The 13295-nt window shown below is 71.1% G+C and carries 15 protein-coding genes; 12 read left to right on the top strand and 3 right to left on the bottom strand.

Annotation, left to right across the window (positions count from 1 at the left end):
• Positions 1-294 precede the first annotated feature (294 nt).
• Positions 295-750 (top strand): hypothetical protein, encoded by a 456-nt coding sequence (locus ACIHCL_RS26570; RefSeq protein WP_399865526.1) that lies wholly within the window; start codon positions 295-297, stop codon positions 748-750.
• Positions 751-848: 98 nt separating this feature from the next.
• Positions 849-1061, top strand: coding sequence for a hypothetical protein (locus ACIHCL_RS26565; protein ID WP_399865525.1), 213 nt, complete (start codon positions 849-851; stop codon positions 1059-1061).
• 109 nt (positions 1062-1170) lie between these two features.
• Here ACIHCL_RS26565 and ACIHCL_RS26560 read toward each other — a convergent pair whose 3' ends face one another.
• Together ACIHCL_RS26560 and ACIHCL_RS26555 are read right to left on the bottom strand one after the other, a co-directional pair.
• Positions 1171-1524, bottom strand: a complete 354-nt coding sequence (locus ACIHCL_RS26560; protein ID WP_399865523.1) for a DUF1330 domain-containing protein — start codon at positions 1522-1524, stop codon at positions 1171-1173.
• Positions 1525-1639: 115 nt separating this feature from the next.
• Entirely contained in the window at positions 1640-1789 is a 150-nt protein-coding gene (locus ACIHCL_RS26555; protein WP_399865520.1) for a hypothetical protein, read from the bottom strand.
• Positions 1790-2033: 244 nt separating this feature from the next.
• Between ACIHCL_RS26555 and ACIHCL_RS26550 the strand changes: the two genes are divergently transcribed.
• Together ACIHCL_RS26550 and ACIHCL_RS26545 are read left to right on the top strand one after the other, a co-directional pair.
• Positions 2034-2387 (top strand): PadR family transcriptional regulator, encoded by a 354-nt coding sequence (locus tag ACIHCL_RS26550; protein ID WP_399865518.1) that lies wholly within the window; start codon positions 2034-2036, stop codon positions 2385-2387.
• Between the two features lie 53 nt (positions 2388-2440).
• Positions 2441-3019, top strand: a complete 579-nt coding sequence (locus ACIHCL_RS26545; protein ID WP_399865517.1) for an HAAS signaling domain-containing protein — start codon at positions 2441-2443, stop codon at positions 3017-3019.
• A gap of 351 nt (positions 3020-3370) precedes the next feature.
• Here the strand turns inward: ACIHCL_RS26545 and ACIHCL_RS26540 are convergent, their stop codons facing one another.
• Positions 3371-5230, bottom strand: coding sequence for a bifunctional metallophosphatase/5'-nucleotidase (locus tag ACIHCL_RS26540; RefSeq protein ID WP_399865516.1), 1860 nt, complete (start codon positions 5228-5230; stop codon positions 3371-3373).
• A 336-nt stretch (positions 5231-5566) separates the two neighbouring features.
• On the opposite strand from ACIHCL_RS26540, the gene mshD reads away from it, so the two are divergent.
• The 8 genes from mshD (at position 5567) to ACIHCL_RS26500 (ending at position 13278) form a co-directional block, all read left to right on the top strand.
• Complete coding sequence (gene mshD / locus ACIHCL_RS26535) at positions 5567-6490, top strand: mycothiol synthase (protein ID WP_399865513.1); 924 nt, start codon at positions 5567-5569, stop codon at positions 6488-6490.
• 119 nt (positions 6491-6609) lie between these two features.
• Positions 6610-7020 (top strand): GntR family transcriptional regulator, encoded by a 411-nt coding sequence (locus ACIHCL_RS26530; RefSeq protein WP_399865511.1) that lies wholly within the window; start codon positions 6610-6612, stop codon positions 7018-7020.
• Between the two features lie 104 nt (positions 7021-7124).
• Positions 7125-7991, top strand: a complete 867-nt coding sequence (locus tag ACIHCL_RS26525; protein WP_399865713.1) for an ABC transporter ATP-binding protein — start codon at positions 7125-7127, stop codon at positions 7989-7991.
• The gene (locus ACIHCL_RS26520; RefSeq protein WP_399865510.1) at positions 7988-8962 is read left to right on the top strand and encodes a hypothetical protein; all 975 of its coding nucleotides are present in this window, start codon (positions 7988-7990) and stop codon (positions 8960-8962) included. Before ACIHCL_RS26525 ends, ACIHCL_RS26520 begins: the two co-directional genes overlap by 4 nt.
• A 382-nt stretch (positions 8963-9344) precedes the next feature.
• On the top strand, positions 9345-11597 hold the full coding sequence (locus ACIHCL_RS26515) for an RNA degradosome polyphosphate kinase (protein WP_399865508.1): 2253 nt from the start codon (positions 9345-9347) through the stop codon (positions 11595-11597).
• Entirely contained in the window at positions 11584-12588 is a 1005-nt protein-coding gene (locus ACIHCL_RS26510; protein WP_399865506.1) for a CHAD domain-containing protein, read from the top strand. Before ACIHCL_RS26515 ends, ACIHCL_RS26510 begins: the two co-directional genes overlap by 14 nt.
• Entirely contained in the window at positions 12585-12860 is a 276-nt protein-coding gene (locus tag ACIHCL_RS26505) for a hypothetical protein (protein WP_399865505.1), read from the top strand. The genes ACIHCL_RS26510 and ACIHCL_RS26505 overlap by 4 nt, the downstream gene beginning before the upstream one ends.
• Complete coding sequence (locus ACIHCL_RS26500; RefSeq protein ID WP_399865503.1) at positions 12850-13278, top strand: NUDIX hydrolase; 429 nt, start codon at positions 12850-12852, stop codon at positions 13276-13278. Before ACIHCL_RS26505 ends, ACIHCL_RS26500 begins: the two co-directional genes overlap by 11 nt.
• Positions 13279-13295 lie beyond the last annotated feature (17 nt).

Here is a 13295-nt window from a genome sequence, read left to right as displayed (position 1 = left end):
TGGCTCAAAACATGTGGGAGCAGGCGGACACGTTCGCAATCGCGCGGTGGATCAGCTGAGAATGGGAACGGCCACCACGTGATCAGCGGAGTTCATCGGGCTCCTGGAGTCGGGCGGTGGCCGCAATCCAACGCCGGTTCCGCCATTCGTCCGCCGGACCAGAAGAAATCTCTGGCACTTTCGAGACCTGCTCCGGGGCTGTTCCGGTCTCTTCCGCCCCGTTCACGCCCTCGACGCAAGGCGGAGTCCTCGGCCGAGCCGGATCCGCAGAAGCAAACGGGGAGGCGGCTACGCATGGCGTGGGACGAGTGGGAACAGATCAAAGCCGACGTGACCGGTCGGCAGTCCGTGGCGATGCGCCTGAACCAGGCCCCGGCCGGGCCGGGCCCCTCGGCCGAGGCCGCGACCGACACATTGAAGTCCAGCAGGAAGGCGTGGGTCACGGCCGGCGAAGGGGTCGGTTCCTTACGTGGGGGCATCAGCACCGCACTGACCCAACTGGAGAACGGTCAGGCCGGACTCGGCGCGGTGACGGGTTGCCTGGGCGCGGCGGCGCAGAAGGACGTGTACAACTCCTGGAAGAAGTACGTCAGAAGTGTCGGCGAGCGGTGCGGCTCCCTCCAGGAACTCCTGGAGCGGGCGGGCAAGGACCAGTCGACGACTGACGAGGCGGTCAAGGACGAACTCGACCGGCTGAAGCTGAAGTACGCGGACACGGACCCCGTCGGCGGCCAGGACCAGGGCCGGTGACGGCGGGCATGGGTCACCGACGCGCCGGAGGAAGCCACGGACGCCGACGCGAAACGGGCCCCGAAGCTGCGTGCGCTCCCCTCAACTCAAAGGCTGACATGAGGCTTTTCGACACCCACTCGATCGTCCACGGAACCGATCCGGTTTCCGACGACTTCAGCGGCAGGGCCTTCGACGTCCCCGACGGGAGGTTCCCATGCTCGGGCGGCGAATCGATGCCCCCGCACTCCTTGTACACCGGGCACTCCCTGTACTGGGACAACGAGCGCCTCAACAGCCTGGCGAGGATCGTCACCAGGGGTCAGCCGTGAACCTGCGGAGAGCCTTCCCGGCTGTTGCACTGCTGGCCGCGACGGTCATGGTGACCGCGTGTGGGGCACAGGAAGACGACGGAGGGAGATCAAAGCAGGGCCCGATGGATCAGTCCCGACGAGTCACCGCCTCCGCCCGCAGCTTCGCCGCGCGCACGCCCGGGTCGTAGTCCGGGCCGACGCCCTCGACCAGCACCACGTCTCCCTCGATGTGGTCGGTCCGAAGTCCCAGGATCTCCTGGTACGCGGAGGACTCGTACCAGGCGCGGGCCTCCGCCAGGTCGGGGAACTCGATCAGCACCATGCTGCCGGGCCAACTGCCCTCCACCACTTCGGCCGGAGGGCCGTGGATGACGAAGCGGCCGTGAAAGGGGTCGAGCGTGGCCTGAATACGCTCCAAGTACTCCAGGATGTCGGGGTGATGACGACGGTTGCGCAGATGCGCGAAGCCATAGGCGGACACGTCGGATCCCTTCGTCGGCTCGTCGGCGTCCCCGTGCGGGACGAGGCTCCGAACGTAGCCAGGAGTGCCGGCGTACGGCGATGACGCGGGAGGTAATCCGCTCGGCCCGGACCCCTCAGAGCCCCGGGTTGTGCCGGATCAGTGACTCCACGAGGCCCGACCGGGTGGCAAAAAAGTCCAGCGGGACGATGCCGAGGCTGATCCAGCCGACCGCCTCGGAGCCATCGAGGAAGGTGCGACGCGAACCGGCGTACGGGCTGCTCATGCGGAGGGCCTCCGTCTGCGGTGGGGGGAACGGCCCTCGGATTATGACGGGCACACGTCACAGCTGGAACAGCGCGAACAGGCCCTCCGATCGCCGTCATCACCCGCCCCACGCGCGGTGACCGCAGTCGGCTCATCGAGTGCCCCGAGCTCAGCGCGCCCCGAGCCACCTCAACCGATCCCCAGCGAGTGACTCACCGGCGAGGAGCGGATAGTCACTTTCAACGCCAGGTACTATGCGTTGCATGGTACCTGATTTGACAGCCAAGCCGGCTGGAGGCAAGGCGGAGAGCCAGCTACGCAAGGGGGTGCTCGAGTACTGCGTGCTCGCACTGTTGCGGGACGGCCCGCTCTACGGAGTGGAGTTGCTGGAGGCGCTGGGTGCGGTGGATGTGATGACCACCAGCCAGGGCACCATCTACCCGCTGCTTTCGCGGCTGCGCCGCGAAAGTCTCGTGGACACCCGTTGGCAGGAGTCCCCCAGTGGACCACCGCGCCGTTACTACGAGTTGACGCCTACGGGGCAGGCCGCCCTCGCCGAATTCGCCACCGTGTGGCCGCGCTTCCGCGACGGCGTCGACCACTTCATCGCCTCCTGACGGCCGAGTCGCCGCCCCGCCCGCTGATCCGCCGACCGAGAGGGAAAGCCACCATGAAGACCGCACAGCATCCGCTGGTGAAGAACTACCTGGCCGCCGTGGCACGCGAGACGGCCGAACTCGACGAGGAGCGCCGCAACGAGCTGATCGCCGATCTGGACGAACACATCGCCGTCTCCCTGGCCAGGGAGGCCGACCCCGATGACCGGACGATCCACACCGTGCTCGCACGCCTCGGCGACCCCCGCTCGATGGCGGCCAGCGCGCTGGGAGAGAGCCCTGCCGCAGCACCCGTCCACCGTCGGCGCGCCGTCGTGCCCCTGGTTCTGCTGGCGCTCACAGGGCTGGCCGCGGTCACCGCACCCGCGGCGGGTGTCGTCCTGGCGATCGTGACCGTCGTGGCCGTGTGGGCGACCCCGCAGTGGCAGAACCGCGACAAGGTGATCGGCACGGCTGCCACCCTGCTGGTATCGGTCATGCTCCCGCTGCTCGGCCTCCTGCTCGGTATGGGAATCGGTACCGGCGGCCTCGTGGGGGGTGAGTGGATGATGCTCGTGGCGATCGCCTCGCCCCTGGTCATCACTGCGGCGGCCTGCGTGCATCTGGTCCGTGCCGAACAGCTCTCCGCCTGACGCCGCGGCGAGCGCGGGCAAGGGGCTCCGCTCGCGGACCCGCTCAACCGATGCAGTTCGTGGCGGAGTCGCGCCGGTCCGCGCCGAAGGACTGTCGGAGCGTCACCCGGCACGCCGGTTCGTCGGCACACCGGCGACACCAACCTCCCGGGCCCGCCCAAACACTCGGCGGAGGGCGGAACCGGGCTGTCTCGGCGAACGCGAGGCCCGCGAGGCCGGCGAGACACTCCCCGCAGCCGACCGGGCACCGCCCACGGCATCTGACCCCGGCCCGTGGCCACCCGGCGCCGGAAACGACGAGGGGCGGCGGGCCCGTCCGGCCCGCCGCCCCGAAGTCCCCGCGTGCGGGTGTTACTGGATGACCGTGATCCGGTCCGCCGCCGGCGGGTCCAGCGGCGCGGCGGCCGAGGAGTGGGCCGCCAGGTAGGCGTTGAACACATCCAGGTCGGAGGGGCCGACCAGCTTGTTCGTGCCCTGGCCGAGAGCCGCGAAGCCGTCGCCGCCGCCTGCCAGGAACTCGTTCATCGCGACGCGGTACGTCTTCGCCGGGTCGATCGCCTCACCGTTCAGCTTGATGGTGTCGGTGACCACACGGGCGGCGCCGGACTTCGTCATGTCCAGGGTGTACGTCAGGCCCTCGGACACCTGAAGGATCTTCGGACTGGCCTCGTTGGGGCCGCTGACCTGCTGCTGGAGCGCGGTGATCAGCTGGGCGCCGGTCAGGTCGAGGACGTTCATCATGTTGGTGAAGGGCTGCACGGTGAACGCCTCGCCGTACGTCACCACACCGTCGCCCTCGTCGCCGGACGCCTTGTACACCAGGTCCGCGCGGATACCGCCCGGGTTCATCAGGGCCAGGACCGCGCCGCCCTTGTCAGCCGGGGCCAGGCCCTCCAGCTGGGCGTCCGCGATCAGGTCACCGAGCGGCTTCTCGAGCGCCGTGGAGCCGCGGCCGTCGATGTCGGCGCTGATGTAGCCCTGCGGACGATTCGCGATGGGGGCCGCGAGGGCGTTCCAGCGCTCGATCAGGGCCGTCATGTCGCTGGCCCTGGGCTGCTCCCGGGTGACGATGTGGTTCGCCGACCGCGGGTTCTGCGCACCGGCCGACTTCACCGACGTACGGACGATGTCCTTGGTGCGGAGGTCGTAGGTGAGGGTCGTGTCCGTGTACAGCTTGCCGAACGACGAGGCCGAGGTGACCATGCGCGGGTTGCCCGCCGGGTCCGGAATCGTGCACACGTACGCCTGGTGGGTGTGGCCCGTGACCAGCGCGTCGACCTTGGGCGTGATGCCCTTGGCGATGTCGACGATCGGACCGGAGATGCCCGCGCCGGGGCCGGAGCTGTCGCAGTCGTAGTCGTACGCACCGGACGCGGGCATCCCGCCCTCGTGGATCAGGGCAACGATGGACTTGACGCCCTTGCGGTCCAGCTCCTTGGCGTACTTGTTGATCGTCTCGACCTCGTTGTGGAACTTCAGGCCCTTGACGCCGTTGGCCGTGACGATGTCCGGCGTGCCCTCCAGGGTCACACCGATGAAACCGATCTTGACGCCGTTCTTCTTCCACACCGTGTACGGCTTGAGGATCGGCTTGCCGGTCTTCTCGTTCGTCACATTGGCGGCGAGGTACGGGAAGTCGGCACCCTTGAACTTCTTGCCCTTCTCGTAGCAGCCCTCGACCGGGTGGCAGCCGCCGTTCTGAAGGCGGGCCAGCTCCGTGGCACCCTCGTCGAACTCGTGGTTGCCGACGCTCGTGACGTCCAGGTCCAGCTTGTTGAGCGCCTCGATGGTCGGCTCGTCGTGGAAGAGGCCGGACAACAGCGGGCTCGCCCCGACCAGGTCGCCACCGGCTGCGGTGATCGAGTACGGGTGGCCCTTGCGCGCCGTGCGCAGCGAGGACGCGAGGTACTCGACGCCACCGGCCGGAACGGCCTCCGTCGTGCCGTCGGGCCGCGTCTCGTTGACCGTGCCCGCCGAACCGGCCGGCGGCTCCAGGTTCCCGTGCAGGTCGTTGAAGGACAGCAGCTGCACGTCGACGGTACGGGCCGGCTTGTGGTGCCCCTGCCCGTCTTCGTTGCCCTGGCTGTTGCTGTTGCCCTGGCCCTGGGCGGCGGCCGGCATCGCGGCCATGAGCGCGCCGATGGTGGCGAGCCCGGCCGCGGCGGCGAGCACCCGCCGGGACGCGCGGTTCTTCTGCGGTTGCGCTGACATCGGTCCCCTTGTGAGTTCAGCGAGGGTCAAAGGTGGTGACGAGTCTGGAGACTTCGTGCGCAGCCTAGGGTCAACGCGCGTAGCGCGACAGATGTGCATGGTTACGAACTGATTGCCATGCGGTCGGAATCGTGACCGAAGCCCCGATACCATCCGTATCGCTCATATACGCGGGCAGAAGCGTTACAGCGCGCAGAAGCGTTACAGCGCGCATGAGCTCCAAAGACCCGTCGGCACGGAGAAGGAATCCGGGATGTGGCCGGCCGCGCACCACCGTGACCACCCCGGCCCCGTGACACCCGCCAACCGCCGCCTCACCCCCGTACGCTCGTACACATGACGACTGACGTACCGCTCCCCGCCCCCGGGCGGGAGATCCAGACGCTCGACGCGCTCTCCCCCGAACAGGCCCAGGCGGTGTCCGATCTGCTCGACGAGGCAGCCCGTTCCGACGGCAGGCAGGCCGTGTCCGAGCAGGGGCGCCTCCAGCTTCGGGGCGGGCGGCGCGAGGGGGTGCGGCATCTGCTGCTCAGCAGCGGAGGAACCCTGGTGGGGTACGCACAGCTGGAGGACACCGACCCCGTCGAGGCACCGGCCGCCGAGCTGGTCGTGCACCCCGCGTACCGCGGACAGGGGCACGGGCGGGCGCTCGGGGCGGCGCTCCTCGCGGTGACGGGCAAGCGGCTGCGCGTGTGGGCGCACGGCGGGAAGTCCGCCGCCCGGCATCTGGCCCAGGTCCTCGGTCTCTCCCTCTTCCGCGAACTGCGCCAGCTCCGCCGCCCGTTGCTCCCGCCGGACATCCCGGAGCCGGTCCTCCCGCCCGGTGTCACCGTCCGCGCCTTCGTCCCCGGCGAGGACGACGACGCCTGGCTCGCGGTGAACCGCGCCGCCTTCGCCCACCACCCGGAACAGGGCGCGCTGACCCAGCGCGACCTGGACGACCGCAAGGCGCAGCCCTGGTTCGACCCGAAGGGCTTCTTCCTGGCCGAACGCGACGGCGGACTGATCGGCTTCCACTGGACGAAGGTGCACGCCGAGGAGCAGCTCGGCGAGGTGTACGTCCTCGGCATCCGGCCGGACGCGCAGGGCGGCGGACTCGGCAAGGCGCTCACCGCGATCGGGCTGCGTCACCTGGCCGCCCAGGGGCTGCCGACCGCGATGCTCTACGTCGACGCGGACAACAAGGCCGCCCTGACCGTCTACGAGCGCATGGGCTTCGCGACGCACGAGGTGGACCTGATGTACCGCACGGAGACCTGACCGGGTCCGGGCCGCTCAGCGCGCCGAGGGGCGGGGTCGAACGGGCATCGCACGTCCGCTTGACACCGCCCCTCATTCAGCAGATGCTTTCACTACTTACTTAGTGAAAGGGGGAAAGCATGGCAGTGCCCGCCGCGATCGCGTACCGCATCGACCGGCGCAGCGGTGTCGCCACATACCTCCAGATCGTCCAGCAGACCAAACAGGCCCTCCGGCTCGGCCTCCTGGAGCCCGGTGACCGGCTGCCCGCCGCGCGGGAGGTCGTGGAGGCCACCGCCATCAACCCGAACACCGTGCTCAAGGCGTACCGGGAGCTGGAGCGGGAGGGCCTGGTCGAGGGCCGGCGCGGTCTCGGCACCTTCGTCACGCGGACGCTCGGCGGCGCGGCGGCCGCCGACGACGGCCCGCTGCGCGCCGAACTCGCCGACTGGACCCGGCGGGCCCGCGCGGCCGGCCTGGAGAAGGACGACGTGAGCGCGCTCTTCACCGCCGTACTGGACAGGACTTTCGAGGGGGATCAGCCCGGATGACAGGCGCTGCGAGCTCAACAGGCGCTGCGACGACGGCAGGCGTCGCGGCCACGGCAGGCACCACTGCCGGGGGAGGCACCGCGATCGAGGCCGTCGGCCTCGGCATGAAGTACCGGAACGGCAGGGGCGGGCGCTGGGCGCTGCGCGACTGCTCGTTCCGGCTGCCCGCCGGTCGCGTGTGCGCCCTCGTCGGCCCCAATGGCGCGGGCAAGTCCACGCTGCTCGCGCTGGCCGCGGGCTTCCTGCGGCCGAGCGAGGGGGCGGTCCGGGTGCTGGGCGCGGCGCCCGGCCGGGCGCGGGCGCGGGTGGCGTTCGTGGCCCAGGACAAGCCGCTGTACCCGCAGCTGACGGTCGCCGGGACGCTCTGGGCGGGCGCCGAGCTGAACCCGGACACCTGGGACCAGGACACCGCCGAACGCATCGCCGCGGACCTCCCGCGCGGCACCTCGGTCCGTGCCCTCTCCGGCGGCCAGCGCACCCGGCTGGCCCTGGCCCTCGCCCTCGGCAAGCGGCCCGAGCTGCTCCTGCTGGACGAGCCGATGGCCGACCTCGACCCGCTCGCCCGGCATCAGCTCATGGGCGCGCTGATGGCGGAGGCCGCCGAGCACGCCACCACCATCGTGATGTCCTCGCACATCCTGGGCGAACTGGAGGGCGCCTGCGACTACCTGCTGCTGGTCGACGGCGGCCGGGTCCGGCTCGGCGGCGAGACGGACGACCTCCTCGCCGCGCACGCCCTGCTCACCGGTCCGGTGCGCGACACCGCGCCGCACACCGTCGTCGAGTCCTCTACGACCGGGCGGGCACGGACCGCGCTGGTCCGCAGACAGGGCCCTGTCGACACGGCCGTCTGGGAGGCGACGGAGCCCACCCTGGAAGAACTGCTGCTGGCCCACCTCCGGTCGCCGGAGGCCCCCGCCCTGCTGACGCCGAGCGCCGAGGCCGGGCTCGACGAGGAGGTGGCAGCATGAGCGCGTTCGTCCTGCGCGGCCCGGTCCGGGTCGTGACGCGCCAGCACCAAAGGACCCTGTGGGGCGCCGGCGCCCTCGCGCTCGGCGGAATCGCCGCCCTGGTCGGTTTCCTCCTGTGGCCGGACCCGGCCGCCGAAACGTTCGCGGACTCCGGCTGCTCGATCGAGAACACGGTCCGGGGGTGCGGTGACGTCGTCCGCGGCTTCCTCGACTCCGAGCTCCGGATCAGTCGGGCCGTCGGCTACGCGAACGCGGTGATGATGGTCCTGCCCGCGATCCTCGGACTGTTCGTCGCCGGTCCGATGATCGGCCGTGAGCTGGAGAGCGGCACATACCGACTGGCGTGGACCCAGTCGGTCCCGCCGGCCCGCTGGCTCGCCGCCAAGCTCGCGGTGCCCGCCGTGCTGACCCTGGCCGGGGTCGGTGTGCTGTCGGCGGTCTGCGCCTGGGCCTGGTCGCGGACCGACCGGACCTACTACCCGATCGACTGGTACGGCCGCGCGGCGTACGGTTCGATGGGCACGGTCCCCGTCGGCTACGCCCTGTGCATGCTGGCCCTGGGCGCGCTGGCCGGGCTGGTGCTCCGGCGCACCGTGGCCGCGATGGTCACGACCGTGATCGGTTACGGCGTGCTGGTGGCGGCCCTGAACGCGGTGCGCAACGACCTCTGGCCCACACTGACCCACACGTTCCGCCTGGGGCACACGGACATGCTCCCCGACGGGGCCGTCCCCGTCGCATGGGGCTGGCTGACCGCCGACGGCGGACGGCTGCCCGAGGACACGTGTCTGAGCTGGGGTGCCGACTTCAAGCAGTGCCTGGCCGAGCGGCACATCACCGGGAGCTACGCCGAGTACCACCCCGCCTCGCACTTCTGGCCGCTCCAGCTCGTCGAGACCGGCATACTGCTCGCCCTGGCCGCGCTCGCCGTCGTCCTCGCGTTCCGGGCGCTGCGCCGCCTGCACGGCTGAAGCACGGACGAACGGCCCGTACGACCCGTGCCCCCGTCCCGGGGAGCCGGGTCGTACGGTCCCCGCACGGCACACCGCTTCCTGCGCGTCATGTCGCCGTTACCGGCCATTCAGAAGGGCTTGCCACCCTCACGGAATGCAGTCAGCTGTGCCGACCCCTCACGACGGGAGAAATCCCGGCGGAGACCACGCGAACCGCACCAACCTCACGAGCCTCACGAGCCACGGAAACCGCACGGCCCCCGAAGCCCGCGCCGAGCTCGCGAACGGCGACGGACGCCCCCGTGGTACGGCCGGTACGGACCGCGCGAACCGCGCGTTTCCCACGGTACCCGCGCCCTCCGGCGCGCCCTCCGAGCCCCGGGCGCGGAAGAATGGGTTCATGAGCCAGCAGCCCAGCTCCGAGGTCCCGCTCCGGCCCGCCGCGCAGCCGTCGGTCGGCTCGCTCGCCGCCCACCGGCCGCACGCCGTCGCCGCCCCGCGCAACAGCGCGGCCCTGTCGACCGCCGCCGACCTCGATCCCGACATCGACGGCGACGTCGACGCCTACGAGCCCGACCTCGCCGACGACGAGCTGCCGCACGACCGGTTCCTGGACCGGGAGCGCAGCTGGCTCGCGTTCAACGAGCGGGTGCTCGAACTGGCCGAGGATCCGGCGACCCCGCTCCTCGAACGAGCCAACTTCCTCGCCATCTTCGCCTCGAACCTGGACGAGTTCTTCATGGTCCGGGTGGCCGGCCTGAAGCGCCGCATCGCCACCGGCGTCGCCACCCGTTCCGCCTCCGGGCTCCAGCCCCGCGAGGTCCTCGACCTGATCTGGACCCGCTCGCGCGAGCTCATGGCCCGGCACGCCGCCTGCTACCAGCAGGACGTGGCCCCCGCCCTGTCCGACGAGGGCATCCAGCTGATCCGCTGGCCGGAGCTGACCGAGAAGGAGCAGGCCCGCCTGTTCACCTTCTTCCGGCAGCGCGTCTTCCCGGTGCTGACGCCGCTGGCCGTCGACCCGGCGCACCCCTTCCCGTACATCTCCGGGCTCTCGCTCAACCTGGCCGTCGTCGTGCGCAACCCGGTCAGCGGCCACCGCCACTTCGCCCGGGTCAAGGTGCCGCCGCTGCTGACCCGCTTCCTGGAGGCGTCGCCGCAGCGGTACGTGCCCATAGAGGACATCATCGCCGCCCACCTCGAAGAGCTCTTCCCGGGCATGGAGGTCCTCGCCCACCACATGTTCCGGGTCACCAGGAACGAGGACCTGGAGGTCGAGGAGGACGACGCCGAGAACCTCCTCAAGGCCCTGGAGAAGGAACTCATGCGGCGCCGCTTCGGCCCGCCGGTCCGCCTGGAGGTCGAGGAGTCCATCGACCCCTACGTGCTGGACCTGCTGGTCCGCGAGCTGAAAGTGTCCGACTCCGAGGTCTACCCGCTGCCCGGGCCGCTCGACCTGACCGGTCTCTTCGGCATCGCGTCCCTGGACCGGCCCGAGCTGAAGTACCCCAAGTTCATCGCGGGCACCCACCGCGACCTCGCCGAGGTCGAGTCCGCCTCCGCGCCCGACATCTTCGCGGCGCTGCGCGAACGCGACGTGCTGCTGCACCACCCGTACGACTCGTTCTCCACCTCCGTACAGGCGTTCCTGGAGCAGGCCGCGGCCGACCCCGACGTCCTCGCCATCAAGCAGACCCTGTACCGGACCTCCGGCGACTCACCCATAGTGGACGCGCTGATCGACGCCGCCGAGTCCGGCAAGCAGGTCCTCGTCCTCGTCGAGATCAAGGCCCGCTTCGACGAGCAGGCCAACATCACCTGGGCACGCAAACTGGAGGAGGCCGGCTGCCACGTCGTCTACGGTCTCGTCGGCCTCAAGACCCACTGCAAGCTCTCGCTCGTCGTCCGCCAGGAGGGCGACACGCTGCGCCGCTACGCGCACGTCGGCACGGGCAACTACCACCCCAAGACGGCCCGGCTCTACGAGGACATCGGGCTGCTGACCGCCGACCCGCAGGTCGGCGCGGACCTCTCCGACCTGTTCAACCGGCTCTCCGGCTACTCCCGCCGCGAGACCTACCGCCGCCTCCTGGTCGCCCCGCGCTCGCTGCGCGACGGGCTGATCGCCCGGATCGACAAGGAGATCACGCACCAGCGGGCCGGACGGTCCGCCTACGTCCGCATCAAGGTCAACTCCATGGTCGACGAGGCGGTCATCGACGCCTGCTACCGGGCGGCGATGGCGGGGGTCCCGGTGGACATCTGGGTACGCGGCATCTGCGCGCTGCGCCCCGGGGTCCCCGGCCTCTCCGAGAACATCCGGGTCCGCTCGATCCTGGGCCGCTTCCTGGAACACTCCCGCATCTTCGCGTTCGGCAACGGGGGCGAGCCCGAAGTGTGGTTCGGCAGCGCCGACATGATGCACCGCAACCTCGACCGCCGGATCGAAGCACTGGTCCGGGTCGCCGACCCCGCCCACCGTGCCGCACTCAACCGGCTCCTGGAGACCGGCATGGCCGACACCACCTCCTCCTGGCACCTCGGTCCCGACGGGAACTGGACCCGCCACTCCATGGACGCGGACGGCCAACCGCTGCGGCACGTACAGGAAATGCTCATTGACGCCCGGAGGCGCCGGCGTGCGACGCCATGACCACCAGACGACGACGCAGGCGGACCTTACGGCGGGCGCGGTCCTCGCGCCCTACCTTCAGGAGCAGGCCGCCGCATTCCTCCGCAGCCTGCGCCTGCACCGCGAGCACGGCACGTCGGCGGCCTCCGCGGATGCCGGAACCCGTACCGCCGAGGAGGCCGCGGACGCGCTGCGCCGCTCGTCGCGCCGGATCGGCGGCACCCTGCACACCTTCCGGGCGGTGCTGGACCCGGCCTGGGCCGAACACCTCCGTGCCGAACTGGCCTGGCTGTCGGGCACCCTGGCCCGCGAGCACGCCTACGCGACCCGGCTGAACCGGCTCCTCGAAGCGCTGCACAACCTGTCCGGCGGTGCGCTGCCCTCCGCCCGCAAGGCAGCGGGGAGCGGCCCGGACGACAAGGAGCGTGCCGCCCTCGGTGTGGGCGCGGCCCGCGCCGGGGCCCTGCTGGAGCGGCAGCTCACCCTCGCCCGGACCCGCGCCCACTCCGCCGCGCTCCAGGCGCTCGGCTCCTCCCGCTTCCACGCGGTGGCCGACGCCGTGGCGTTGCTCGCCTCCGAGGTCCCGCTCGCCGCGTCGGCCACCGCCCCGGCCCGCGAGATGCTGCACGTCCCCGCCGAACGGGCCGAGCAGCAGTTGCTGGGCGCGGTGGCCGCGCTGCCGCCCGACGGGGCGGCGGGGCCGTACAACGAGGCGCAGGACGCGCCCTGGCACCGGGCCCGGCTGCTGCTGCGGCTGCACCGGTACGCCCACGAGGTGGTCCGGGGCGCCCCGGACCCGGTCCTGGCCACGGCGGGGCGTGCGCTCGATCTGCACCGGGACGCGGTGGAGGCGGCCGCCGCGGCGGCGTCGGCCGCCCGCACGCCCCGGATCGCGCCCGCGACCGCGTACGCCCTGGGGGTGCTGCACGCGGACCAGCGGCACGAGGCGGGGGCGGCGCGCGGGCTGTTCCGGGCGGGCTGGCCGTACGCGGCGGCGGTGGGCACGCCATGAGCCGACTGCCCGCACCCGGCCGCACCGGACAGCCCGGCGACACCGGAAAGACCGACGCAGCCCGCACCGGACAGCCCGCGGGCAAGCGCTCCGCGAACGGCCCGGTGCTGGCGGCCGGATGTGTGCTGTGGCGGCGATCGGAGCGCATCGGCGAGCTGGAGGTCTGCCTGGTGCACCGGCCCCGCTGCGACGATCCGTACGATCATAAAAAACAGTCAAGGAAATCGCAGGTCAGAGGCGGTTCCAGCTCGGAGAGTCCTGATGCGGGATGACTCAGTGATCCGTGCGGCGGGCTGCCTGCTGTGGCGACGCTCGCCCTCCGACGACGGCATCGAGCTTGCCCTTGTCTATCGGCCGAAGTGGGCAGACTGGTCCCACCCGAAAGGCAAGCTCAAGCGCCGCGAAGCTGCCCAGGACGGAGCAGTTCGCGAAGTCCTGGAAGAGACCGGCATGACATGCGAGCCGGGCCCCGAGCTGCCCACCGTCCGGTATCAGGTGGAGGGACGCCCCAAGGAGGTCCGCTACTGGGCGGCGGAAGCCACTCACGGCGCCTTCACCCCGAACCGGGAGGTGAGCCGCCTGCTGTGGCTCTCCCCCGCCGCCGCGCGCGACCGGCTCACCCAGGACAGGGACAAGGCTCTGGTCGACGTGCTCCTCAGCACCCTTCACGCGGCCGGGGAGGTGCCGTGATGACAGTGCAGGCACAG

This window comes from Streptomyces sp. NPDC052042, from assembly GCF_044548345.1.
Lineage (GTDB): Bacteria > Actinomycetota > Actinomycetes > Streptomycetales > Streptomycetaceae > Streptomyces.
Note: the sequence above shows the minus strand (reverse complement) of the source record. Positions and strands in the feature narration are given on the sequence as shown.

What these genes read in the sequence shown, in the direction of transcription:
- ACIHCL_RS26570 (WP_399865526.1), top strand. Translation starts at nt 295, where the DNA reads ATGGCGTGGGACGAGTGGGAACAGATCAAAGCCGACGTGACCGGTCGG.
- ACIHCL_RS26515 (WP_399865508.1), top strand. Translation starts at nt 9,345, where the DNA reads ATGAGCCAGCAGCCCAGCTCCGAGGTCCCGCTCCGGCCCGCCGCGCAG.
- ACIHCL_RS26550 (WP_399865518.1), top strand. Translation starts at nt 2,034, where the DNA reads ATGGTACCTGATTTGACAGCCAAGCCGGCTGGAGGCAAGGCGGAGAGC.
- ACIHCL_RS26555 (WP_399865520.1), bottom strand. Translation starts at nt 1,789, where the DNA reads ATGAGCAGCCCGTACGCCGGTTCGCGTCGCACCTTCCTCGATGGCTCC.
- ACIHCL_RS26525 (WP_399865713.1), top strand. Translation starts at nt 7,125, where the DNA reads ATGAAGTACCGGAACGGCAGGGGCGGGCGCTGGGCGCTGCGCGACTGC.
- ACIHCL_RS26545 (WP_399865517.1), top strand. Translation starts at nt 2,441, where the DNA reads ATGAAGACCGCACAGCATCCGCTGGTGAAGAACTACCTGGCCGCCGTG.
- mshD (WP_399865513.1), top strand. Translation starts at nt 5,567, where the DNA reads ATGACGACTGACGTACCGCTCCCCGCCCCCGGGCGGGAGATCCAGACG.
- ACIHCL_RS26500 (WP_399865503.1), top strand. Translation starts at nt 12,850, where the DNA reads ATGCGGGATGACTCAGTGATCCGTGCGGCGGGCTGCCTGCTGTGGCGA.
- ACIHCL_RS26540 (WP_399865516.1), bottom strand. Translation starts at nt 5,230, where the DNA reads ATGTCAGCGCAACCGCAGAAGAACCGCGCGTCCCGGCGGGTGCTCGCC.
- ACIHCL_RS26530 (WP_399865511.1), top strand. Translation starts at nt 6,610, where the DNA reads ATGGCAGTGCCCGCCGCGATCGCGTACCGCATCGACCGGCGCAGCGGT.
- ACIHCL_RS26565 (WP_399865525.1), top strand. Translation starts at nt 849, where the DNA reads ATGAGGCTTTTCGACACCCACTCGATCGTCCACGGAACCGATCCGGTT.
- ACIHCL_RS26505 (WP_399865505.1), top strand. Translation starts at nt 12,585, where the DNA reads ATGAGCCGACTGCCCGCACCCGGCCGCACCGGACAGCCCGGCGACACC.
- ACIHCL_RS26520 (WP_399865510.1), top strand. Translation starts at nt 7,988, where the DNA reads ATGAGCGCGTTCGTCCTGCGCGGCCCGGTCCGGGTCGTGACGCGCCAG.